Origin of the sequence: Lysobacter terrestris (genome assembly GCF_014489475.1) — a bacterium.
Taxonomy (GTDB): Bacteria; Pseudomonadota; Gammaproteobacteria; order Xanthomonadales; family Xanthomonadaceae; genus Agrilutibacter; species Agrilutibacter terrestris.
Map to the genome: position 1 here is coordinate 879,698 of NZ_CP060820.1, position 23,676 is coordinate 903,373.

General features: G+C 63.9%; 19 protein-coding genes. 7 read left to right on the plus strand and 12 right to left on the minus strand.

All coding sequences use genetic code 11. The features are described from left to right. Positions 1-197 precede the first annotated feature (197 nt). Positions 198-2,684: an FG-GAP-like repeat-containing protein gene (locus H8B22_RS04100; protein WP_187712849.1), complete on the plus strand. Its 2,487-nt coding sequence runs from the start codon at positions 198-200 to the stop codon at positions 2,682-2,684. A gap of 81 nt (positions 2,685-2,765) precedes the next feature. Here H8B22_RS04100 and H8B22_RS04105 read toward each other — a convergent pair whose 3' ends face one another. Next, on the minus strand, positions 2,766-3,353 hold the full coding sequence (locus tag H8B22_RS04105; protein WP_187712850.1) for an alpha-ketoglutarate-dependent dioxygenase AlkB family protein: 588 nt from the start codon (positions 3,351-3,353) through the stop codon (positions 2,766-2,768). Positions 3,354-3,421: 68 nt separating this feature from the next. On the opposite strand from H8B22_RS04105, the gene H8B22_RS04110 reads away from it, so the two are divergent. From H8B22_RS04110 to H8B22_RS04120, 3 genes are all read left to right on the plus strand, one after another. Then, the gene (locus H8B22_RS04110; RefSeq protein ID WP_187712851.1) at positions 3,422-4,429 is read left to right on the plus strand and encodes an ATP-grasp domain-containing protein; all 1,008 of its coding nucleotides are present in this window, start codon (positions 3,422-3,424) and stop codon (positions 4,427-4,429) included. Further along, positions 4,426-5,148, plus strand: a complete 723-nt coding sequence (locus tag H8B22_RS04115; protein WP_187712852.1) for a class I SAM-dependent methyltransferase — start codon at positions 4,426-4,428, stop codon at positions 5,146-5,148. Before H8B22_RS04110 ends, H8B22_RS04115 begins: the two co-directional genes overlap by 4 nt. Positions 5,149-5,222: 74 nt before the next feature. Further along, the gene (locus H8B22_RS04120) at positions 5,223-6,863 is read left to right on the plus strand and encodes an electron transfer flavoprotein-ubiquinone oxidoreductase (RefSeq protein ID WP_187712853.1); all 1,641 of its coding nucleotides are present in this window, start codon (positions 5,223-5,225) and stop codon (positions 6,861-6,863) included. A gap of 124 nt (positions 6,864-6,987) precedes the next feature. Here the strand turns inward: H8B22_RS04120 and H8B22_RS04125 are convergent, their stop codons facing one another. From H8B22_RS04125 to H8B22_RS04140, 4 genes are all read right to left on the minus strand, one after another. Continuing rightward, a complete protein-coding gene (locus tag H8B22_RS04125) occupies positions 6,988-9,315 on the minus strand; it encodes an FG-GAP-like repeat-containing protein (RefSeq protein ID WP_187712854.1) in 2,328 nt (775 codons plus the stop codon). A 104-nt stretch (positions 9,316-9,419) separates the two neighbouring features. Continuing rightward, the gene (locus H8B22_RS04130; RefSeq protein ID WP_187712855.1) at positions 9,420-10,055 is read right to left on the minus strand and encodes a CoA transferase subunit B; all 636 of its coding nucleotides are present in this window, start codon (positions 10,053-10,055) and stop codon (positions 9,420-9,422) included. A 20-nt stretch (positions 10,056-10,075) separates the two neighbouring features. Beyond that, positions 10,076-10,795: a CoA transferase subunit A gene (locus H8B22_RS04135; RefSeq protein WP_187712856.1), complete on the minus strand. Its 720-nt coding sequence runs from the start codon at positions 10,793-10,795 to the stop codon at positions 10,076-10,078. An 88-nt stretch (positions 10,796-10,883) separates the two neighbouring features. Next, on the minus strand, positions 10,884-12,296 hold the full coding sequence (locus H8B22_RS04140; protein WP_187712857.1) for a mannose-1-phosphate guanylyltransferase/mannose-6-phosphate isomerase: 1,413 nt from the start codon (positions 12,294-12,296) through the stop codon (positions 10,884-10,886). A 177-nt stretch (positions 12,297-12,473) separates the two neighbouring features. Here H8B22_RS04140 and H8B22_RS04145 point away from each other — a divergent pair, with 177 nt between their 5' ends. Genes H8B22_RS04145 through wecB form a run of 3 tightly spaced genes read left to right on the plus strand, consistent with a single transcriptional unit; the run spans position 12,474 to position 15,318 of the window. After that, on the plus strand, positions 12,474-13,220 hold the full coding sequence (locus tag H8B22_RS04145) for an electron transfer flavoprotein subunit beta/FixA family protein (protein ID WP_187712858.1): 747 nt from the start codon (positions 12,474-12,476) through the stop codon (positions 13,218-13,220). Then, a complete protein-coding gene (locus tag H8B22_RS04150) occupies positions 13,220-14,161 on the plus strand; it encodes an electron transfer flavoprotein subunit alpha/FixB family protein (protein ID WP_187712859.1) in 942 nt (313 codons plus the stop codon). Before H8B22_RS04145 ends, H8B22_RS04150 begins: the two co-directional genes overlap by 1 nt. Positions 14,162-14,178: 17 nt before the next feature. Next, complete coding sequence (wecB, locus tag H8B22_RS04155; protein WP_187712860.1) at positions 14,179-15,318, plus strand: non-hydrolyzing UDP-N-acetylglucosamine 2-epimerase; 1,140 nt, start codon at positions 14,179-14,181, stop codon at positions 15,316-15,318. A gap of 50 nt (positions 15,319-15,368) precedes the next feature. Here wecB and H8B22_RS04160 read toward each other — a convergent pair whose 3' ends face one another. The 7 genes from H8B22_RS04160 to H8B22_RS04190 all read right to left on the minus strand — a co-directional run bounded on the left by H8B22_RS04160 (position 15,369) and on the right by H8B22_RS04190 (position 23,675). Beyond that, on the minus strand, positions 15,369-15,887 hold the full coding sequence (locus H8B22_RS04160; RefSeq protein WP_187712861.1) for a hypothetical protein: 519 nt from the start codon (positions 15,885-15,887) through the stop codon (positions 15,369-15,371). An 81-nt stretch (positions 15,888-15,968) separates the two neighbouring features. Further along, a complete protein-coding gene (locus tag H8B22_RS04165) occupies positions 15,969-16,568 on the minus strand; it encodes a hypothetical protein (protein ID WP_187712862.1) in 600 nt (199 codons plus the stop codon). 108 nt (positions 16,569-16,676) lie between these two features. Further along, the gene (locus H8B22_RS04170) at positions 16,677-17,396 is read right to left on the minus strand and encodes a DUF6270 domain-containing protein (RefSeq protein ID WP_187712863.1); all 720 of its coding nucleotides are present in this window, start codon (positions 17,394-17,396) and stop codon (positions 16,677-16,679) included. A 197-nt stretch (positions 17,397-17,593) separates the two neighbouring features. Next, positions 17,594-18,313, minus strand: a complete 720-nt coding sequence (locus H8B22_RS04175; protein ID WP_208456923.1) for a class I SAM-dependent methyltransferase — start codon at positions 18,311-18,313, stop codon at positions 17,594-17,596. A gap of 32 nt (positions 18,314-18,345) precedes the next feature. Beyond that, complete coding sequence (locus H8B22_RS04180) at positions 18,346-20,832, minus strand: acyltransferase family protein (RefSeq protein WP_187712865.1); 2,487 nt, start codon at positions 20,830-20,832, stop codon at positions 18,346-18,348. 61 nt (positions 20,833-20,893) lie between these two features. Further along, positions 20,894-21,358 carry a hypothetical protein gene (locus H8B22_RS04185; RefSeq protein WP_187712866.1) on the minus strand — a complete coding sequence of 155 codons (465 nt, stop codon included), beginning with the start codon at positions 21,356-21,358 and terminating at the stop codon, positions 20,894-20,896. A gap of 73 nt (positions 21,359-21,431) precedes the next feature. Beyond that, a complete protein-coding gene (locus H8B22_RS04190; protein ID WP_187712867.1) occupies positions 21,432-23,675 on the minus strand; it encodes a glycosyltransferase in 2,244 nt (747 codons plus the stop codon). Position 23,676: the final 1 nt, after the last annotated feature.

The following is a 23,676-nucleotide window of genomic DNA, read 5'->3' on the forward strand; positions in this document are numbered from 1 at the left end:
CCCGGTGGCGCCCAGACACGAAGCGCGACTGTCGTTCATCCCGGCACGGGGGTCGGCCTGCCGGGAGCTTGTGTTTGCGCGACGTGAAGAGCGAACCGCGAGATGGCACGAATCCCCCAGGCATGGCCGCTGTTGATCGCGCTAATCCGTTTAGCAGGTACGGGCCCCGGGATGGCCCTCTGCGAGGGGTAATCGGCATGCGCGCTTTTCTCTTCACTGTCGCTGCACTACTGGGGTTCGGCCTGCTCCTGTCCGTGGATCGTCCGGGCACTCTCAAGCGCGGGACACCTCACCCGCAGGCAGTCGAATCCCTGAACGCGGTCGGATCGGCCGGTATGCGTGCGGCCACATCTGCGATTGCGTCCTATCCCGATCATGGGGAGCTGCTTTCCTACGATGATGAACGAAAAACCATCCATTCCGGCGCCTCTACCTGGCAGCCCGTGCAGATAAGCGAGCAGCACGCCCTGCGTGCCATCGTCGAAGGCGAGATGACGGTGCGCGCACCCAATGGCGAAATCATCCGCCTTCGCTATGAGCGTCACGTGGAGCATCCGGATGGCAATTGGACATGGGTTGGGCGCCAGGATGGAAGCGCGCCAGGGACGGAAACCCTTCTGACCTTCGGCGAGAAGGCCGTGTTCGGCAACATTCGCCAGGGCAAAGCCGATCTCAGCATAACTACCGAAGCTGGCTCGACCTGGCTGGTGGAAACTGATTACAGCCGAGTCGATCACAACAAAATCGCCACCAACGATGGTGACTTCCTGGTCGCGTCAGGCATGCAGCAGTCAATGGCGACAGGCACGCCGAACATCTTGCAGGGGACCAGCGACCCAGCCCCGGTCGCCCGCGTTTCGGCAGCGGCGGCAGTGGCGGCAGCGGCCCTGACACCGACGACAGTCGATATCGCCATGGGGTTCACCACCGGATTCGCGACACGGCTGGGCGGTGAATCACAGGCCAGGACCCGACTGCACTTCCTGGTGGACACAGCGAACCAAGCGTATTTGGCCAGTGGCATCACCGCTCAGATCCGCCTGGTGCACGCGGTCCAGGTGAGCTATCCCGACAGCACGCATAACGACTCCGCGCTATTCGACCTCACCGGGGTGGATTGCACCGAGGCAACAAACGGCGCCCATTACCGGAGTTCCGCGCGTTTCGACTGCACTGCGCGTGCGCAGCCCGCCGCGTTGCAGCCGCTGGTCTCCGCACGGTGGGCCTATGGCGCGGATCTGCTTGTGCTTGTCCGCAAGTTCGAGACCTCAAGCGCGAGTTGCGGCGTCGCCTGGCTCCTGGGCGGCGGCCAGAGTGCGATCAACTCCAGCAGCACTGCGTTCGGGACGGCGGTAGTCAACGACACCAGCGGTGACATGTTCCCCGACAACGGCGTGACCTGCCCCGACGTCCACCTTGCGCACGAACTCGGCCACAACATGGGGCAGCAGCACGACGTAGTCTCGGCTAGTGGAAGCGATGACTCCGACAACAATGGCAATCTGCTCGATCCTGAGGAGTACGGCCGTCACCCGTATTCATTTGGCTACAGCACGGACGGCACGCCTGCAGATATCGCCACGATCATGTCCAACCGGCGGGAAGGCCAAACCAGGTATCGCGTGTTCGCCAATCCGCTCATTACATCCTGTGGCGGTGCGCCTTGCGGTATTGCAGACCAGGCCGACAATGCGCGCAGCATGATGGAGGTAATGCCAATCATCGCGGGCTTCCGAGCAACGGTCATTTCATCGACCTCGGTTCACGCACGCGACGATATAAACGGTGATGGCAAATCGGATCTGCTGTTCCGCAATAGCCAGATCGGCAGCGACAACTTCATCGTCTGGCTGATGAACGGCACGCAGCGGTCTGGCGGCTGGACCACCACGATGGCGGCGAGCTATCGAGTGGCCGCCACGAGTGATGTCAGTGGTGACGGCAAACTCGACATCGTTTGGACCAGTTCCAATAGCGATGTTCGGATCTGGCTGGGCACGGGCACGAGCTTCACCCCGGCCTTCCCCGCGATCGTGGGCAACGCGGCCGGTCTGGGCGCATTCGTGGGCGCCGGTGACGTCAACGGTGATGGCAAGTCGGATCTGCTTTTTCGCAATGACCAGCTCGGCAGCAACAACTTCACCGTTTGGCTGATGAACGGCACGCAGCGAACCGGCAGCTGGGCCACCACGATGGCAACGAGCTACCGCGTAGGTGCCACGGGGGATCTCAACGGCGACGGTAAAATCGACATCGTGTGGACCAGCGGCAACAATGATGTCCGGGTTTGGCTGGGTACGGGCACGAGCTTCACCCCAACCTTCCCGGCGATCGTGGGCAACGCAAGCGGCTCGGGAGCGCTCGTGGGTGCCGGTGACGTTAACGGGGATGGCAAGGCAGATCTGCTCTTCCGCAACGGCCAGATCAGCAATAACAACTTCACCGTCTGGCTGATGAATGGCACGCAACGAACCGGTAGTTGGACCGCCTCGATGGCAACTAGTTATAGCGTGGCCACCACGGGCGACCACAACGGCGACGGCAAGCTGGACGTTGTATGGACCAGTGCCAATCGTGACGTACGGATCTGGCTGGGTACAGGCACTAGCTTCACTCCAGCTTTCCCGGCGATCGCAGGTACGTATCCCACCGGAAGCTGGACGATCGTCAAGGGCGGCTTGTAGCGACCCGTTTGCCGCGCGTGCAGAGCGCCGCCTGGTGGCGCTCCTTTGTCGCCGGGTCGGCGGATCCATAGTGACGGCGTCTTACAATGGATGGATCTTGCGGAAGGTCAGATTGATGCGCTCGCCCACCGGTTTCACCGTTCGAGGCAGCGCATGGCGGTAATGACGCTGCGTCATCCCGGCCATCACCATCAGGCTGCCATGCGGCAGCTCGATCGCCAGCTTCTGCGGCGTTTGGCGGTGCTTGAGCACGAAGCGGCGCGTCGCCCCCAGGCTGACCGAAGCGATCACCGGCGCCGCGCCGAGTTCGCGCTCGTCGTCGCTGTGCCAGCCCATGCAGTCGTGCCCGTCGCGGTACAGGTTCGCCAGCACGCTGTTGAAGGCCACGCCCAGCTCATGGCTCAGGCGATCCCGCAACGGCAACAGCAACGCCGGCCAGGGCCGCGGCTCGAACAGGCTGCCGGAGTAGCGGTACGCGGTGTCCGGGTCGCCGATCCAGCAGCTCAGCCGCGGCGAGGGGTGTTCGCGGCCGAACAGGCGGACGCGGTGGTTCTCCCAGGCGACACCGTCGCGCAGTTCAACCAGGAGGCGATCGGCCGCCGCCGCTTCCAGCCATTGCGGATCGTAGGCGAGGTCGGCATCGGGCAGCGGGATCGGAACGCAAGCCATGCACTAACGCTACCATCGCCGCTCGAAGCCGAAAGGGGGCGGACCAGATGCCAATGCACCTTACGCCGATGCCAGTGATGGTCGGCCTGCCCGACGACCGGCTGGTCTACCTGGGCGCGCACCCCCGCACCGGCGAGATCGGCTGGAGCGTGCCCGGCAACAGCAGCTTCCCATCGCAGCTCGATCCGGCCATCCGCCGTCACCTGACCGAGGTGTATTTCGGATCGAGCATCCCGGTCACGCCCAACCAGGCCGCGCGTGGCCGGCCGCTGCTGAACAACATCTGCGACCCGGATACCTCAGCGCAGTCGCTGCACTCCCTCGAACACATCGTGGCCGAATTGCAGGCGCCCTGCTTCAACCACCCGAGCGCCGTGCTCGATACCACGCGGGAGCGCGTCGCCGTCAAACTCGCGCACATCCACGGGTTGCAGGTGCCGCGCACCGTCCGCACACGACTCGACGAACCTGCCGACCTCGCACGCGTGGCCAACGTGAACGGACTGCGGTTCCCGCTAATCGTGCGCATTGCCGGCGCCCACAATGGCAGCGCCACGGTCCGGATCGACAGCGCCGACGGGGCCGCCGTCGGCCTGCGCAGCATCCCCTGGGGCGGGCGCGACCTCTATCTGACCGAGTTCGTCGACTACCGCGACGACGACGGAATGCACCGCAAGATGCGCCTGGTGTTCGTCGGACGCGACGTGTTCCTGCGTCACCTGGTCATCGCCGATGACTGGCATGTGCACGCACAGGATCGCAACGACTGGATGGCGCAGGAGGAAACAACCATGCTGACGACATTCCGCAGCGATGTGCTGCCGCGCCTGCGCGAGACACTTGCGGCGGTCGTCGACATCATGCGACTGGACTTCTTCGGCATGGACTGCAGCCTTCGCCCCGACGGCCGCCTGCTGATGTTCGAAACCAATTCGGCCATGAACATCCTGCACAATTCGAAACCGTCACCGAATTACTGGGACGCCCCCATTCGCCAGATCCACGATGCGCTGGCGGCGCTGCTGCTGGATCCACAACGCTGGCAATTTCCGGCCACACGGTCGGCGGCTGCATGAACCTTGGCTACGCGGACATCTTCGCCCAGCGCGGACACGACTACCACGCAGCCATGTCGTGCCAGCCGCAGGCGCGGCGACGCGAGTTCGAGGCGTTGTTCTCCGCGACGCCGGTGCAGGCCGGACAGCGCGTCCTGGACGTGCCTGCCGGTGGCGGCTACCTGCAGCGTTACCTGCCGTGCGAAACGGAGCTGTGCAGCCTTGAACTGACCTCCGGGTTCGGCACCGACCTGCCGCAGTACGACCCGGCCCGGACCTGGACGCACGGCCGGTTCGAGCACGCCGTATGCCTGGCCGCCTTGCACCACATCGAGGACCAGGATGCCTTCCTGCGCGGCCTGCTCGATCGGCTGACGCCGGACGGCACCCTGCACCTGGCTGACGTGCGGCATGGCAGCGGCATCGCCGGTTTCCTCGACGGTTTTGTCGGACGCCACAACCTCACCGGCCATGCGGGCCGCTACCTGCGCCTGGACCATGCGCGCTTCGCAGCGCTGGGCCGGGTGTCGCGCCTGGAGGAAATCGAATGCCCCTGGCATTTCGCCTCCCTCGACGCACTGGCCGGCTTCTGCAGCCGCCTGTTCGGCTTGGTGGATTGCCCTGGCAGCCTGCTGCTCGACGCGCTGAGCGACAGCGTCGGGATCGAGCGGCACGGCGCACAGGTCAGCCTGCGCTGGCGGCTGCTCTATGTGGACCTCCATCCCGCAGCCACGGGCTGAGCATCCGGTTGCACGTGCCGGGGGGAAAACCGCGACAATAGTGTTCTTGACGCAATCCCAGTGGAACCGCAGGCATGAGTGAACCCATCGAACGCGATGTCATGGAATACGACGTCGTCACCGTCGGCGGCGGCCCGGCCGGACTGGCGTTCGCGATCCGGCTCAAGCAGCTGAACCCGGACATCTCGGTCTGCGTGATCGAGAAGGCCTCGACCATCGGTGCCCACATCCTGTCGGGCGCGGTGATCGAAACCGGCCCGCTCGACGCGCTGCTGCCGACCTGGCGCGACAATCCACCGCCGATCTGCGTGCCGGCGACCGAGGACGAGTTCTGGCTGCTGAGCAAGACCGGCGGCCGCAAGCTGCCGGTGCCGCCGGGCATGAACAACCACGGCAACGTGATCGTCAGCCTCGGCGCGATGTGCGCGTGGCTGGCGCCGCAGGCCGAGGCGCTGGGCGTGGAGATCTATCCCGGCTTCGCCGCCGCCGAGACCCTGCACGACACCAATCCTGATGGAAGCGTCGGCAAAGTCATCGGCGTGCGCATCGGTGACATGGGCGTGGCCAAGGACGGCTCGCACAAGCCCGGCTACACCCAGGGCATCGACATCCGCGCCAAGGTCACCGTGCTCGCCGAAGGCGCGCGCGGCCACCTCACCAAGCGCTTGATCAAGCAGTTCAGGCTCGACGCCGACAGCGACCCGCAGGGCTACTCGATCGGCATCAAGGAACTGTGGCAGGTGCCGGAAGACCGCGTCACGCCCGGCAAGATCGTGCACAGCTTCGGTTGGCCGGCCGACAGCCACACCTACGGCGGCAGCTTCCTCTACCACCTGGACAAGGGCCGTATCGCGCTCGGCTATGTCAGCGGCCTGGACTACAAGGACCCCGAATACAAGCCGTGGGAAGCCTTCCAGCAGTGGAAGAACCACCCGATGGTGAAGTCGTTGCTCGACGGCGGCAGCATCGTCTCCGCCGGTGCGCGCGCGATCGTCACCGGCGGCTGGCAGTCGCTGCCGAAGGTGGAGATGCCCGGCGCGCTGCTGATCGGCGACACCGCCGGCCTGCTCAACGTGCCCAAGATCAAGGGCACGCACCAGGCGATCCGCTCGGGCATGCTCGCCGCCGAACACCTGGTCGCGACACAGCTCGCGCCGGAAGGCTTCGACGCGAAGCTGCGCGCCTCCGACGCGATGGCGGAACTGAAGAAGGTGCGCAACATCAAGCCCGGCTTCAAGCGCGGGCTGTGGTGGGGCATGTTGAACGCCGCGTGGGAAACCCTCACCGGCGGCCGCTCGCCGTGGACGCTGAAGAACAAGCCCGACTGGTCCTCGCTCGACAAGGTCGGCGCGCACGAAGAACCCAGGCGCGATTACCTCGACCGCACCCTCGCCCCGCGCGACCGCCTCGCCGGCGTGTATTTCGCCGCGACCGAGCACGACGAGGACCAGCCCGTGCACCTGCACGTGGCCGACACCAGCATCTGCATCACCCGCTGTGCCGAGGAATACGACAACCCCTGCACCCGCTTCTGCCCCGCCGGCGTGTACGAGATCGTCAACGAAGCCCGCGCCGACGGCAGCGAAGGCAAGCGCCTGCAGATCAACGCCGCCAACTGCGTGCACTGCAAGACCTGCGACATCAAGGACCCGTACGAGATCATCACCTGGGTGACGCCAGAGGGTGGGTCGGGGCCGAATTACCAGAACCTGTAGCCCTATCGAAGTCGGACTACAGCAACGACCTGCCCCTCATGGCCCATGACTGGCAAGCGTCAGTGGCGGCGACCTGCTGGAACAGGAAAGCGCGCGCGAAACCGATTGGATCGCGCGCGGCCCATCAATTGTTGATCACCGTCCAACCTGCGACGTAGGTTCCCGTGAGTGTAGGAAATGAAGGAGTGAAGCCCGCTCCCGTTCCGGTCCAGACCCGAAGATCACGGTTCTGGCTGGTCCACGCTATGTCCAGCTTTCCATCACCGTTGAAGTCACCGGTACTGGCAACGCGATAACTCGCGGCCATGGTGGTTGACCAGCTTCCCACCTTCTGCGCCCCATTCATCAGCCACACCGTGAAGTTGCCGGTGCCGACCTGGTCGTTGCGGAAGAGAAGATCCGATTTGCCATCGCCGTTGACATCCCCCGCTCCGGCGAACACACCCAGGCCTGTAGCGGTGCCCACGATCGCCGGAAATGCGGGAGTGAAACTCGTCCCCGTACCCAGCCAGATCCGCACGTCGTTATTGGCACTGGTCCAGACGATGTCAAGCATGCCATCGCCATTGAAATCACCGGTGGTCGCAACGCGGTAGCTTGCCGCCATCGTGGTGGTCCAGCTTCCGGCCTTCTGCGCTCCATTCATCAGCCACACCGTGAAGTTGGCGCTGCTGGCCTGGCCATTACGGAAGAGAAGATCGGCCTTGCCATCGCCATTCACATCACCAGCTCCTGCGAACACGCCCAGTCCGGCTGCCGAGCCTACGATCGCCGGAAATGCCGGGGTAAATCCGGCGCCCGTGCCTAGCCACACCCTCACATCAGCATTGTTGCTGGTCCAGACGACATCCAGTTTGTTGTCGCCGTTGAAGTCGCCCGTGGCCGCAACGCGATAACTCACCGCCATTGTCGTACCCCAGCTTCCGACTTTTTGCGTGCCATTCATCAGCCACACGGAGAAATTTCCGGAACTCGCCTGGTCTGTGCGCAATAGAACGTCCGACTTGCCGTCGCCATTCACGTCGCTTGGCACACGCACGTTCGGAAGCGGCACAACGGTCGCCCTGAACGTGGCGATAATCGGCATGGTCAATGCCATGCTGCGTACATTGTTCGACGCATTGACGACGCCAGTGGGCCGTCCATTGAAATTGACGTTCGGGTTGGCGAAATAGGGCACGGAGTACTGACTGTCCCCGGAACGGTACGCCATGATCGTGTAGAAGCCGGTCGCAGATGCCTCTCGGTAACCGTAGGAATCTGGATGCGCGCCTGCACCACCGGCATCTTCCACGTTGTGGTTTTGCCCCATGTTGTGACCCAATTCGTGGGCGAACGTCTCTTCACGGCAGAAGTAGCCGCCATCAGAGCCGTCGCTGACTACCGAGTACCCCCAAGGAGACCACGCAGACGAGATGGCCTGGCCATCCTGCCCAACCAGCCAGGCGACGCCGCAGCTATCGTGCTCGGGATCGCCGAAATGACGGAACTTACGAACCAGCGACACCAGATCGGCGCCCAGTTGGTCACGCGCCTGACGCAGCGGTTGCAAGCCGGCAGGCACCGTGACGGAATTGGTTCCGTCGCTGCCGCTCACTTCATTCAGTGCGGTGTCGTTGAAGGTTTCGTCGGTGTAGTTGACCTGCAAGGTGCCGACCAGGCGAATCTGCGCATTCAACTGGCTTCTCGCGTAGGCCTCGTTTGAGATGGCCACCAGGTGCGTCAGCCGCGTAACTGCCTGTGATTGTCCACCCTGTGCCGCCGCGAACCCTGGTGTATAGCCCAAAACCACATCGACAATGGTGCCGTTCGTCGTGGCTGCAGTTACATCAGCAGCGGCCGAACGCTTGACGGCGATCGGTTCTACCACGTCGACAGGGAGGAGGTAGTCACTTTGCCCGCCCGTCGACTCCACACCGCTCAACGCATGACGCGGAACCTTGACAATCCAGCTTACGCCGTCACGTACGGTCAACCGCAGCGCTTCCTCGCCAGGACGCCCAAAGGTACCGAACGCGGCGCGCTCGCCGAAGGTGAGGATGGCCTCCCTCCCCGGAAACCCACGCAACTCACCGATCCAGGTCCAGTTGCCGTTGGCATGCTCGACATGGCGCCGGTAGCGGTAATCCAGGACTTGGCCATCAGGGGTTGCCATCCGCAACTGGCCAGTGACGATCGCCCGCAATGCATGCTCTTCGCTGACGTCGGCGCGATACCAAATGGAGGGACCTTCCCGGTGCGCAACGGTCGCCGCATATCCCACGAGATTGCCGCGGTCCGGCAATGAGGCGAATGCAGCACTATGCGCAGCCGGAATCTGGCGCTCCCCGGCGACCACATTGGACTTCGGAGAAATGGACGCCTTCGCTGCAGATGGCTGCACTGGCTCGGAATCGGATGAACACGCAGTCACGCCCAGCACGAGAACCAGGAAGGCGAAACGGATTTTCATTGTCATCATCACATGCCACGGGTGGATCCCCGTGACAATCGTGCTCCGTCCACCCTCCCAACGGCAAGTGCGAAGCACTGGCACCGCGGATCGACGCTGGCCCGCTACATCGCGGAAATGAACGGCACTCCCGTCTTTTCCCTTAACTCGGCCCCATCGATGCCTGGCGCGAGCTCCCTGAGCACCAACCCGCCGGGGGTGACATCCATCACCGCCAACTCGGTGATGATGCGATTGACCACCCCCACCCCCGTCAGCGGCAACGTGCATTCCGGCAGGATCTTGTGCTCGCCGTTCTTCGCCGTGTGCTCCATCAGCACGACCACGCGCTTCACGCCCGCGACCAGGTCCATCGCGCCGCCCATGCCCTTGACCATCTTGCCGGGCACCATCCAGTTGGCCAGGTCGCCCTTGTCCGTGACCTGCATGGCGCCGAGGATCGCCAGGTCGATATGGCCGCCGCGGATCATCGCGAAGGAGTCGTGGCTGCCGAAGTAGCTCGCGCCCGGGCGCGCGGTGACGGTCTGCTTGCCGGCGTTGATCAGGTCGGCGTCGACTTCGGCCTCGGTCGGGAACGGGCCGATGCCGAGCAGGCCGTTCTCGCTCTGCAGCCACACGTCCATCCCTTCCGGAATGAAGTTGGCCACCAGCGTCGGCAGGCCGATGCCGAGGTTCACGTAAGCTCCGTCGGTGAGTTCCTGCGCGGCGCGCTGCGCCATCTCGTCGCGGGTCCAGGGCATGTCGGTTTCCTTGTCTGTCGTCAGGCGGCGCGCACGGTGCGCTGTTCGATGCGCTTTTCCGGCGTCGGGTTGTGGACGATGCGGTCCACGTAGATGCCGGGCAGGTGCACGTGGTCAGGATCGATCGCACCGACTTCGACGATCTCCTCGACCTCCACGATGCAGACCTTGCCCGCCATCGCGCACGCCGGGTTGAAGTTGCGCGCAGTCTTGCGGAACACGAGGTTGCCGGCCTTGTCGGCCTTCCACGCCTTCACCAGCGACACGTCGGCCTTGAGCGCGGTCTCCATGACGTACCAGTGGCCGTCGTCGAACTGGCGCGTCTCCTTGCCTTCGGCCACTACGGTGCCGTAGCCGGTGCGCGTGTAGAACGCGGGAATGCCGGCACCACCGGCGCGCAGGCGTTCGGCCAGCGTGCCCTGCGGGTTGAATTCGAGTTCGAGTTCACCGGCGAGGTACTGGCGCTCGAATTCCTTGTTCTCGCCGACGTACGACGAAATCATCTTCCTGATCTGCCGCGTGGCGAGCAGCTGGCCGAGGCCGAAGCCGTCGACGCCGGCATTGTTGGAGATCGCGGTGAGGTCCTTCGCGCCGCTGTCGCGCAGTGCGGCGATCAGCGCCTCGGGGATGCCGCACAGGCCGAACCCGCCGACGGCGAGCGTCTGGCCGTCGGCGACCAGCCCTTCCAGCGCCTTGGCGGCGTTCGGGTAAACCTTGCTCCTGGCGGTGGCCTCGGCCATCGTGCGACTCCAAGTGGGGAGGCGCGAAGTTTAACGCGGGCGGCGACTGCGCCATACCGTACTTTCGGGCATGGTCGGCGTGAGTCGATCACGAGCGGCCGTAGACGTCCTCCAGCCGGACGATGTCGTCCTCGCCCAGGTACGTGCCCGACTGCACTTCGATCAGCTCCACCGGCTCGCTGCCGCGGTTGCGCAGGCGGTGCACGCTGCCCAGCGGGATGTAGGTGCTCTCGTTCTCGCGCAGGTCGAACACGCGCTCGTCGCAGGTCACTTCGGCCACGCCGGATACCACGATCCAGTGCTCGGCGCGATGCGCGTGCTTCTGCAGGCTCAGCGCCGCGCCCGGCTTGACCACGATGCGCTTGACCTGGAAACGCTCGCCCACGCCGATGGAGTCGTAGCTGCCCCATGGCCGGTACACCTTGCGGTGGAACAGGTGCTCGGTGCGGCCCGCGGCCTTGAGCGTATCGACGATCGTCTTGACGTCCTGCACGCGGTCCTTGCGCGCGACCAGGGTCGCGTCGGCGGTGTCGATCACGACCAGGTCCTCCACGCCGAGCGTGGCGATCATGCGCCGCTCGGACGCGCGCACCAGGCTGCCCTTCGTGTCCACCGAGATCACGTCGCCTTCGTGGCGATTGCCGTCCTCGTCGCGCTCGGCCACCGACCACAGCGACGACCATGATCCGATGTCGCTCCATCCGCAGGTCACCGGCACGACGGCGGCGCGATCGGTCTTTTCCATCACCGCGTAGTCGATCGAATCGCTGGGACTGGCGCCGAACGCCTGCGCATCGACGCGGATGAAATCCAGGTCGGAGCGCGACTGCGTGTACGCCGCCCGTGCCGCCGCGGCGATGGCGGGCGCGTGGCGCGCGAGTTCCTCGAGATAGCGCTGCGCCTGGAACAGGAACATGCCCGAATTCCAGGCGTAGGTACCCGCGGCCACGTAGCGCTCCGCCGTGGCGAGGTCGGGCTTCTCCACGAAACGCTCGACCTGGAAGCCGCCGCCCGCCAGTTCGCCGCCGCGCAGGATGTAGCCATAGCCGGTTTCGGCGTAGTCGGGGCGGATGCCGAAGGTCACCAGCCAGCCGGTTTCGGCCAGCTGTCGCGCCGTGGCCACGGCCTCGCGGAAAGCGACCTCGTCCTCGATCAGGTGGTCGGCCGGCATCACCAGCATCAGGGCGTCCGGGTCCCGCGAAGCCACGTGCAGCGCCGCCAGCGCGATCGCCGGCGCGGTGTTGCGCGCGATGGGCTCCAGCAGGATGCCGCCGCTGCCGACGCCGACGCCCTGCAATTGCTCGCCGACCATGAAGCGGTGGTCGTCGCTGCACACCGTCACCGGCGCCTGCGCCCCCGGCAGCCGGTGCGCGCGCAGGACGGTCTCCTGGAACAGCGAGTGGTCGCCCATCAGCGCAAGGAACTGCTTGGGCTGGTTCTGCCGGGACAACGGCCAGAGCCGGGTCCCGCTACCGCCGCTGAGCACCACCGGATGCAGCATCGAGCTTTCCTGTCGCCATGGATCGCGAAAGGATAGCGGAAGCCAGGTTCTGGCCCCCGCCGCCCCGTACCCCGGCGCATGCGGCCGAGGCGCCGGGCGCCCGGCTCGGCTAGAATTGCCGGCCCGGCCCGTGTCGGCCGTGTTTTCCTCCGGAATCCCCACAGGAACCCCCAGACGATGAAGATCCTCGTCGGCTACAAGCGCGTGGTGGACTTCAATGTCCGCATCCAGGTCAAGCCGGACGGCTCCGGCGTGGTCACCGACGGCGTCAAGCTGTCGGCCAACCCGTTCGACGAAATCGCCCTCGAGGAGGCCCTGCGCCTGCGCGACAAGGGCATCGCCACCGAGGTGGTGGTCGCCACGATCGCCCCGGCCGACGCCCAGGCGCACCTGCGCAACGGCCTGGCCATGGGCGCCAACCGCGCCATCCACGTGGTCAGCGACCAGCCGATCCAGCCGCTGACCGCCGCGCGCACCCTGCTCAAGCTGATCGAGAAGGAACAGCCTGACCTGGTGATCCTGGGCAAGCAGGCCATCGACGACGACGCCAACCAGACCGGGCAGATGCTGGCCACGCTGTGGGGCCGTCCGCAGGCGACGTTCGCCTCCAAACTCGAAGTCGCCGACGGCAAGGCCACGGTGACGCGCGAAGTCGACGCCGGCCTGGAAACGCTGGAAGTGGATCTGCCGGCAGTGGTCACCACCGACCTGCGCCTCAACGAGCCGCGCTTCATCAAGCTGCCCGACATCATGAAGGCGAAGAGCAAGCCGCTCGAAACCCTCGCCTTCGCCGACCTCGGCGTCGACACGGGCGACACGCTCAAGACCACGCATTACGCCGCGCCGTCCAAGCGCAGCAAGGGCGTGATGGTGAAGGACGCGGCCGAACTCGTCGCCGCACTCAAGGCCAAGGGGTTGTTGTAATGAGCAAGGTACTCATCGTCGCTGAACACCTGGACGGCAAGCTCAACGCGGCGACCGCCAAGTGCGTGTCCGCAGCACAGGCGCTGAAACCGGACTCCATCGACATCGTCGTGCTCGCCGCCGATCCGGCCGGCGTCGCCGCCGAAGCCGCGCAGATCGCCGGCGTGGCGAAGGTGCTGGCCGTGGCCAATGCCGCCAACGCCCATGCGATCGCGCAGGTGCTCGCACCGCAGGTCGCGAAGATCGCCGCGGGCTACAGCCATGTCTTCGGCCCGTCGACCACCTTCGGCAAGGACCTGATGCCGTGCGTCGCCGCGCTGCTGGGCGTCGCGCAGGTCTCCGACGTCATGGCCGTGGAAGGCAGCCACACCTTCAAGCGCCCGATCTACGCCGGCAACGCGATCATCACCGTCGAAGCCCCGACCGACCACGCCGTCGTCGCCACCGTGCGCACCGCCTCGTGGCCGGAAGCCGCGCGTGGCGGCAGCGCCACCGTCGAAGCCGTGAACGTCGACGCCGCCCTGCCGACCCACACCCGCTACGTCGGCATCAAAGCCGGCAAGTCCGACCGTCCCGACCTGCAGAGCGCGAAGCGCGTCGTCTCCGGCGGCCGCGGCGTCGGTTCGGCCGAGAACTTCAGGGTCATCTACGCGCTCGCCGACAAGCTCGGCGCCGCCGTCGGCGCCTCGCGCGCCGCGGTCGATGCCGGCTACGTGCCGAACGAACTGCAGGTCGGCCAGACCGGCAAGATCATCGCGCCGGAGCTGTACATCGCCGTGGGCATTTCGGGCGCGATCCAGCATCTGACCGGCATCAAGGATGCGGGCACGATCGTGGCGATCAACAAGGATGGGGATGCGCCGATTTTTGAGATTGCGGATATCGGCCTGGTGGGCGACCTGTTCGCACTGCTGCCCGAACTGCAAGCCGCACTGCAATAACGACACCAATCTGATCCATGACGAAACGAACTAAGGTGATGGTGGTTTTCGGCACCCGTCCGGAAGCCATCAAGATGGCACCGCTGGTACATTCGATCCAGGCGCATCCGCAACTTGAGGCTGTTACCGTGGTGACGGCCCAGCATCGCCAGATGCTGGATCAGGTGCTCGAGATCTTCTCAATACGGCCTGACACCGACCTCGACATCATGCAGCCTGGCCAGACCCTGCCCGACCTCACCGCGCGCATCGTGCAGGCCATCACTCCGGTTTTTGCCCAGCACCAACCGGACCTAGTGCTGGTGCATGGCGATACGTCGACCACTCTGTCGACGGCACTGGCCGCATTCTATGCACGCGTACCCATCGGCCATGTCGAAGCAGGCCTGCGCACGGGCGACATGCAGTCGCCCTGGCCCGAGGAAATGAACCGCAGGCTCACGGCCCCGCTGTGCTCGCTGCATTTCGCTCCGACCGCCAAATCGCGTGCGAATCTGCTGTCAGAGGGAATGACCGACGACGACATCTTCGTCACCGGCAATACCGTGATCGACGCGTTGCTCCAGATCGCCGCGCGGCTGAAATCCGATGCTGCGCTGCAAGCGTCGATGCAGGAACGCTTTCCGCTCCTGGATCCCGGCAAACGATTGATCCTGGTTACCGGGCATCGTCGGGAAAACTTCGGCGACGGGTTCGAGAACATCTGCCAGGCGTTGGCCGCGACAGCACGCCGCAGTGACGTTCAGGTCGTCTATCCAGTGCACCTAAACCCCAACGTGCAGGAGCCGGTTCGGCGTCACCTCTCGGGGCTAGATAACGTGCACCTCATCGAGCCACTGGACTACTTGCCGTTCGTGTTCCTGATGCAGCAGGCACACATCATCCTTACCGACTCCGGCGGCGTACAGGAAGAGGCCCCATCCCTCGGCAAGCCCGTGTTGGTGATGCGCAACACGACTGAACGTCCTGAAGCGATCGACGCAGGAACCGTCCGACTGGTCGGCACCGACAAGGCACGCATCGTCGAAGAAATCGATCGACTGCTCGACAACCCGTCCGAGTACGCACGCATGGCCGAAGCGCACAACCCCTACGGAGATGGACGTGCGTGCGAACGGATCACGCAGGCAATTGCATCGCGGATGCTCACGGACTGAGCGCGGGCATCCTGCGGTGATACAACCGCAGGATGCCCGCGTGCATATCCTCAGGGCGTATTGGTTGCGCCTTCTTGCAGCCAAATGGCATTCAAACCCGTCCGCGGCGAGAGCGTGCACACGGCGATCGCCGGCATCGCCGGATAGCTACCCGGCGACGCAGGCGCCGTATTGAGCGTGATCGAATAGCTTCCTTCGGACGTGCTGCCCGGCGGAATCCAAGGGGTGTTCACGGTGCCTGACACCAAGCCTGTACCCCTCGATCCGACGTACAACGCACAGAAGACATTCCCCGAAGCCGCACCCGAGGTGAAGCCGAGATAGGCTGTGATCGGTCGTTCTGGCGATACTGTGCCTTCAGTATCGGATACGAGCGGACAGATCACCGACTTGGACGTCGTGGTTGACTTGTTCGTTACCCCGTAACCCGAGTAGGCCAGATCCGCCGCCGTGGTGGCGCCGTAGGCCTGGCATCCCGTGGCGCTGAACGCCTTCCAGTCGGTGGCTGCTGCGGCGCTTCCGACGTACGCCATCAACAACACGCCCACGGTCCCCAATAGCTTCTTCATGCTTAGCTCCCTTTAAGTTGGATTCCAACGCGAATCCACCACAAAATAACGTTCTGCGCTCCGGAAACCGGTCACGCAGCACTATCGTTTCGGACGGAACGCCGCTCCTTGCGTGGTCGCTGCCGCAGTGGAGAAGATCAGCAACGTCGTACCATCCGATCCATCAGTTTCGAATATCTGCGCGGTCGGCATCTGTTCGGAAATCGTTTGTAGGATTCCCTGCGTCAGTTCGCCGGCTGCCAGGCTATCTTGTGTTCGCAACTCGATCCGGCAGATCGTGGTGCGGCAATTGACTCCGGCCTGATCGACGGCGGGCAGATGGGCCGCCTGCAGGTTATTGGCCTGCAGGAACGACTTGATTCGGCGGGCGTTTTCCGCAGCCCAGCTTGCCGAAACCGGCTCGGAAATCACTTGGTTCTCCAATTGCGCGATTCGCGCAGCTTTCGCTGCTTCCAGACTCTCCGGATCGGGCAGCAGGTCGGGCTGGGGCCCGCGCATGCCGCTCGGCGGAGAGCTTGTGCCCGCGGCGGCGGAGGCTACCGTCGCAGGCTGGACCGGCGCTTCTTTCGCGTCGTTGTCGAGCGGCTCAACCTGCGAGGACGTCGTGGATGACAGCATTCTGACTAAGGCTAGGCCCAGCAGCAGGAAGATCAACAGCACCGCAGCAACTGAATTTTTCATGGATAACGTCCCAGAGCGTCGAATGGACGAACGATCTTCCGGCCCGAAGGCGGCCACGGATAACGAGACGCCATGCCCCTTGCCTCTTAGCCGCAAGGGATACGCAGGCTAGCCTTTTACTATCTGGTCCAACATCGTAAGCGTGTGTGTATAGAACGCTTCGGTGTAATGGTAGGGGGCGACGCCCCATTTGTGCCTGGGATCGGCCAACACGATCTCGCGTGGGTAATCGATCCGCTTCAGTGACCAGTGCTTGTCGACGGCGTCATACAACCGCTGCAGCACTGCGTTGTTGCGCTGGATCCAGCCGCGACTTGAAGCGTCCGATCCATCGGGGAAACGCTCGGCCCAGTAGGCGCGGTTGAGGACGACCTTCGCTGGATCGACTTCGGACAGCAGCCGACCCAGTCCCGCGAGCCACAACGACAGGAAGGAATCACTGTCCGGCGCCAGGGCGACACGCCCTTCGATTTCGAAGCCGGATTTTTCCAGCTCGCCAGACAGGCTGAACAACGAGCGGCCTGACAGCAGGAGGTTGAAGCGCTCATCGACGAAGTCGATCAGCAGGATGTCGTGCGGCGTGGCCTTGATCAGCGAAATCGTCGTCTTGTCCAGGTCATTGAGTAGCATTCGCCGCTGGAACGGACTGGCAATTCCCGCCACCTTGTGCCGCACTTCGTCGTCTTCGACCTTTGGCATCCCGACGCTTGCCATCGAAGTACGTGCCAGATAGTTCACAAGCTCGAACCGGCCAAGCTCTTGCTCCAGGGCATCCCTGGATACGCAGCTACCCAGGATGAAGATGCGGGTGGACTGGGGAATAGTCATCATTCCTTCAAGGGGCAGGCGGCTCGCTATTGCAACGCTACAGGAGCGAGCAATGTGAGACGCAGCTCCCGCATCCCGGAGACACCGGCGGGCGCCGACGGAGCGGTCTGGTGGCGATAGTACATGGCAGGGCGCCCCATTTCGTCCGGACAGGACGCCAGGCCGCGCAAGGCGGATCCCCTCAGAGGGACAGCGGATTACGCGCCTTGTGCGTCCATCCCTTCCGGCCTGCGGACCCAGAAACAGAACTGGCCGCAGAACGAAAGCTTGCGCAGTGCTGCCTGCTGCACGCTCTGGTTGTTCCCCCGCGCCCACTCATCGATTTGCTGGTTGAGCGGCGACTCTTCCCCGAACCAACGATTCATCGTTGCATCGTTGTTGCGATAAGCGCGGGTGATCAGGGCAATCGCGTCAATACCAGGCCTCAGCTCGACGAGCTGCAGGCCAGACGCCTCAACCAGACGCTTGAACCCGAACGGCGTGAAGTTCCAATAGCTGAAAGAGTGATAAGGCTCGAGGTGGGAAGTGGATCCGATGAACGACCCACCGGGCTTCAGCACGCGCAGGATATCGGACAGCAAGGGCTCAGGATGACGAACGTGTTCGAAGACTTGGCGGCTGTAGATGAGGTCGATTGACCTATCGTCGGCGGGAATGTTCACGCCGTCGTAAGTCCTGAACTCGCCATCCGCCCGGGTGCGGGCATCCACTTCCGGAGAGTGCTCGATGTCGACACCTATCCAGCGCGAGCCTGGTGCAGCTCCGCGAAACAGATCGAGAGAAACACCCGTTCCACAACCAAGATCCAGAATGACGGCGCCTTGAGGCAAATCGCGGCCAAGCTTCTGCGCGTAGTAAGCAGCGCTCACCTGCTTGGCTGAATCCTTGGGCAGGCAATCTTTCAACTCGTCCCACATGCAAGTGACCTCCATCGAACGGAATGGCGCACCTACCAACGAAAATAGGCGATCCCCGCAACGTTTGGTGCCTGCGGACGAAGTTGCCCCAAGGGCCCCACGTTCACGGATACATTGGGGAATCCGGGCTTAATGAAATCCATGCGCATCGCCGCACCCGAAGGACCGCTCCATACGCGGCGGAATCCCAATGCGCTGAGATCCTTTTCCACGGATGCCAGAACCTGGTCGGCCCTGACGCCCCAGAACTCCGTCACGACACCAGCGGGCCCTTGCCGCGAACCCAGATTTGACTGTGACCGGACATGGTAGGGAAAGCTGGGCGTATACCCGCCAAGTATCGCTGGCATCGGCTTGGCCTTGAAGCCGGCTAATACAGATAGAGGCGGGGCCTCACGCGCGGCCCGCGCGATCTTTGCGGTACCGGCCATGTCGGCGTCTGTGGCGGAAAGCGCGGCCAGCCACGTCCGGGCGCCGGCTCCCGCCATGAGACTCCTGCCAATACGCCACGAACCGCTCATGCTCAGGTGCGTGGGGTTGTAATAGGCGAGCACGCCGTTCACGTACGGCGAGCAGTAGCCGTTCGCGCAGATTACCTGCCGGATCTCTAGGAAGTCTGTGGACGGATAACGCCCAGCCAGCTCCGAAAGAAAGCGATCGGTTCGTGACATGCCCGGATCTGGGATGTAATAGCGCTGCTTGCAGTCGACACCGCCAATGCGCGCGCCGCGCAACTCGCAGTTGCGGTTGTAGTTGCCCATGTAGGGTGCCTGCCCCAGGAGAACTACGTGCAGTCCCTTCTGCGACATCGCCGCGACAGTCTGCTCGAGATCTGAGCGGAACCTTGGATAGTTGGCGTCATATATGTCCCACGCGCCCCCGATCACCACAGTCTTGTATTTCCCGGACAGGATCGCGGACTGCATATAGGGCCGGAATTCGTCGCAGCCGGCGCGGTAGGCAGGGATTCCATAGCCCTTTGGTGCGAACAACGGAGGGCAGGCAGAATGTGTAGCATTTCTGAATGCCACTCCGGAAGGTTCGAGCACGGCGGCCACGACACCGATGTAATGTGCCGCCTGGGAGTCTCCCCACAGAAGGATGTCAGGCTCAGTCGCGGCGCTGGTCCGCGGCTGCCCGCCGGCGAGGACGCACTCAGGGCGCCCGAGGACGCCGCCGTCAAATGTCGACAACTGGCAGTTGTAGGGAAAATCCGACGCTGGAGCGGTTTCGCCCGAAAGGTTCGCCACGCGATCACGATACGCAGGGGATGCCTCGATCAATCGTCGCAGTCCGCTTGTCAGAACCAGCGCCAGCGCTACCGCACCAAGCAGCGCACTCGGCATCACATACAGCGCAAGCACTTGCTTCAATCTCGCGCCCTTCCAATAACGGGCCGGCAGCTCAACGTAGCGATAGCTCAGGATGGAAAGGACGGAAATGGCAAGGACGGCGCCCAACGCTTGCAAGCCATCAACTACGCCGTAGAAGTAGCGAATGAAGGCCAGAACCGGCCAATGCCAGAGATAGAGCGAATAGGAGACCAATCCGATTAAAACCATCGGACGCGGGGTCAGCACGACAGTGACGATGCGCGATCCCATGCTTCCGGCCATCATCAGCATTGCCGCACCAAGGCACGGATACAACGCGTTGATGCCGGGGAACTTGGATGTGTCGTTCAGCAGGTACAACGATCCGGCCACCAATGCCATGCCGAGGATAGCGAGGACTTCGGCAAGCGCGCGCGACGAACCGGAGACTGCTGCAATCCGCTTCGCTCCCAGCGCCAACAAGGCGCCCACCATGAGCTCTCCGGCCCGCGCCGGCAGCATGTAGTAGGAGAACTTTTGCGCCGCAGTATTGGTCAGTTCGCCGCAAACGAACGACGCAACACAGATCGCCGCGGCGATGGCGAGCGCCGCTGCACGCCTCCTGCGAAACAGCAGTGCCAGCAGCAGGAGGCTCGGCCAGATGAAGTAAAACTGCTCCTCCACGCCTAGTGACCAGGTGTGGAGCAGGGGCACTTCATCCGCGGATTCGGCGAAGTAACTGGTGTCGAGGTAACGCCAGAAATACACATTGGAAAGCGAGAAGACGCCCCACACTGCGGACTTGCCCAGCGACAGCAGGTCTTCTGGCAACAACAGGAGCGCACCTGCCAGCACGGTCGCCGCCGTCATGGCGAGGAACGCCGGGGCGATGCGCCGGATTCGCCGGAGATAGAAGTTGGCGAACGAGAAGCGTCCGCCTTCCATCTCGCCCCAGATGTTGCGGGTAATGAGGAATCCGGAGATGACGAAGAAGATGTCGACGCCGACGTAGCCGCCAGGCATCCAGAGCTTGTTGAGGTGGTAGATGACGACGCTGAGCACTGCAACGGCACGGAGGCCATCGATGTCCGGCCGGTAGGATTGCGCCTCGCGCTCCCCCGGCTTTCCTGCCGCGACTTCTACGTTCGGGGGCGCACCCGCCGCCGTTGCCACTTCAAGCATTGTCAGCTCCGCAATAACGACCATGCCCGGCTTAGGCCGGGCACGGGCACACACTCACCACTGCGGGAAAAGCGCGGTCAGGCGCTCATTCCTTCCACACAAAATAGACGGTACCCAGCGAATCCGCCGCCAGCGCCAGCTGGCCGTTGGCGGGATTGGTCGTGACGGTCACGCGACGCCCCTGGTTGCCGTAGTCACCGACGAGTCCTTCACCCTGCTGGAAGGACTTGTAGCGGCGATAACCCTTGGCGGTCAGGAGCTCTTCGATCTGCTTGTCCACCGTGGCCACGTCACCCTGCTTGAATTCGATGACCAGCTTGCGCACCGGGCCTTCCGGCGATTCTTCGGTTTTCCGCGAGCGGATCTTGTAGCCGAACGGCGGCTCGAAGCCGGTCGGGAAATCAGGGTTGACCGCTGGCACCGCCGCCGGGGCTTCCGGCTGGGCAACGGCCGAGGCAACGGACTGGGTATCTGCAGGAGGCTGCTGTGCCGTCTGGTTGCATGCAACCAGCACCAGCGATGCGAGACCAAGAACGACGATACGACGCATGGGATCCACTTTGAATTAGGAGGAAATTGCAGCCGGGCACTATAGCAAGCCGGGTCAGGGTGTCCAAGCCTGGCTAGGCAGGCGTCGCGGTGAGTCGATTGGGGCTGTCGTGTACCGGCCCCGGAACGCCCGGTAGAACCGAGGCATGGCGCCGGGTGATCTCTTCCCAGCGATGTTGTTCGGCCCTGGCAATCCTTGCCTCGGCAATCTCGACAGCCGCCGCATCGCCGTCCAGGCAGCGCTTGATCGCCGCCACCCATGCGTCCACGCCGTGCGCGGTGATCGCCAGCGGCTCGCGCTCCTGGATCGCATCCATGGGCGTGGTTACCACCGGACGACCGGTGGCGTAGTACTCCCAGAGCTTCAGCGGATTGACGGCATGCATCGCCTCGTTGACCACGAAGGGAATCAGCAGGACGTCGTACCGGGCGACGGCCGCGGCGCCCAGTTCGCGCCCCACCCGGCCGGTGAAGACCACATTTGGCAGTCGCGTCATCGCGGCATGGACGGCTTGGTGCTCACCGAGCTTGTCGACCTCGATCTGGCCGTGCAGGACGAAGTCGACATCCGGCAATGCGATGCACACCTCGTGCATCAGGTTCCAATCGAAGAAGTCGGACAGATTCCCGAGGTAGCCGGCGACGGGACGGCCGCGCGCCTGGCCCGCCTTCGGGCGGAATCGGGCGAAGGGCTCGTAGTTGACGCCATTGCCCACCAGCGAGGCGCGGGTCGTCAGGCGACCCTTGCGGTCCATCAACGGCTGCGAGGTAAAGAACACGTGCTCGGCCTTCGGCAGTATCTCCCGCTCTGCTTCCACCATGCGGGGAATCGGCTCGCCGGTACCGAAGTCGAACGTGTAGTCGTCATAGACCTCGTAAACGAACTTCCTCCCCGACAGGCGCTGTGCCTGGTCGGGCTTGTACACCCAATGCACGACATCGGCGGCATCGCCGAAATGCTGCGCGATCAGTCCGTCGAGGACCTTCAGCGGATCGACTGCCCCCTGGTAGCCAGCCTTGCTGACACCCTGATCTATCCCTCCCGTAAACAGGCGCGCTCGGTAGATGTTCTCGGCCGCCGCCACCAACTCGCCGCCCGCGATCCGCTGCATCTCGACGTTGTCGGACCAGCCGAGCTTGACGATGGTCTCGTAGTGGTTCCCCGGTTCTATGACCAGCATGTCGAACTGGGCACCGAAATTCTTCGCTAGTGCTTCAAGCATTTCACGCCTATGGAAAGTGCGCCAGTTGTCGATCGCCCAGACGACCAGCACCCCCCTGCCCGACGCGGGTTTCGGCTGGCGAGGAACCACGGCGGACCCGGACATCAGGTCGTCCCACTGCCCCATGATGACGGCACTGTCGTAGCGGGCGCGGATGACCTCGCGCACCTGCTCGCGGTAGCGCGGACCCGCGGCACTGCGATTGCCGAAGTCGATCAGCGCTGCGGCTTCCTCGGCACTCCCGACCAGGGGGAATTCCGGATAGATCTCGCTCGCACCCTCCCACGACCACACCACCGGGATCGCCCCCGATGCGGCGCCCTCGGATACCGCCATGTGGAAGCTTTCGAAGTCGGACGGCGAGAGGATCGACCCCACCATCTGCAACCAGTGGTGCACGTCGTTGCCTTGGGGGTCAAAGATTACCCGGTGGCGCAGGGGACCCGAATTGATCCGCGAGTACACTTGCTGGTAGTACTCCCGCTCCGCAGTCCGCGCCCACAACCAGGGGATCGAAGCCGGACTGGCGCCCTTTACCCGCAGGCAATAGCGGTCATCGTGGCGTGCAAGCAACTCGAGCGTATCCAGCGCCAGGTCCAGGCGTTTGCGGGATGGCGCAGTGCCAATGATACCCAGCGTGTACTCGGCGCCACCGAACTTCGGCAGGCTGTATCGCGCCACATCGACGAAGTTACCGAGGACCATGCAGATGTCCCGGGGAATGGCGAACTTCTCGACGCATTCGCGCAGGATGTGCTCGCCCACAAAAACCACCCGCTCGACGTTGGAATAATCGATATCGGCGGGATACGGGGTGCCGCGCTCCTGCAAGTGCAGACGGACGATCAGGCGCTGATGGGGCCGCTTGTGCCGCGAGTAATAGACAGCATTGGCGAGTGCCCACTCCGCAACCAGCACGTCGGCCCACTCCAGCAGCGTTTGCGAGCTGGCCTGATCGTGCGTGTCGTGTCCGGTCCAGACATCCTCGCGAAACTCGTAGCGCCCCGTCGCCTCCAGCGCCTTCTGCAGCGGATACCAGAACTTTAGGTCATGCCCGCTCACTCCGACGCGGATCTTCCTGGACGTACTTGCCATT